The organism is Mesorhizobium sp. M8A.F.Ca.ET.161.01.1.1 (genome assembly GCF_004792105.1).
Lineage (GTDB): Bacteria > Pseudomonadota > Alphaproteobacteria > Rhizobiales > Rhizobiaceae > Mesorhizobium.
In genome coordinates this window covers 1-317 of record NZ_SRTD01000337.1, presented here as the reverse complement: position 1 = coordinate 317, position 317 = coordinate 1, and the positions used below count along the sequence as shown (strand labels likewise).

Here is a 317-nt window from a genome sequence, read left to right as displayed (position 1 = left end):
CAAGAAACACGGCGGCGAGTTCATCCTGCGCATCGAGGATACCGACGCCACCCGCTCGACCCTCGAATATGAGCAGAAGGTGCTGGAAGCCCTGCGCTGGACCGGCCTTACCTGGTCGGAAGGCCCCGATGTCGGCGGCCCTTACGGTCCCTACCGCCAGTCAGAGCGCAAGGCCATGTACTGGCCCTATGCCGAAGAGCTGCTGGAAAAAGGCCATGCCTTCCGCTGTTTCTGCACGCCCGAGCGGCTGGAGCAGATGCGCGAGGCCCAGCGTGCCGCCGGCAAGCCGCCGAAATATGACGGTCACTGCCTCAACC

Annotated in this window: 1 protein-coding gene; it reads left to right on the top strand. The window is 64.4% G+C overall.

Translation table 11 applies throughout. From position 1 onward, the window contains the following. A partial coding sequence (locus EN804_RS35965; RefSeq protein WP_246693551.1) for a glutamate--tRNA ligase family protein occupies nucleotides 1-317 on the top strand: 317 nt, incomplete at both ends.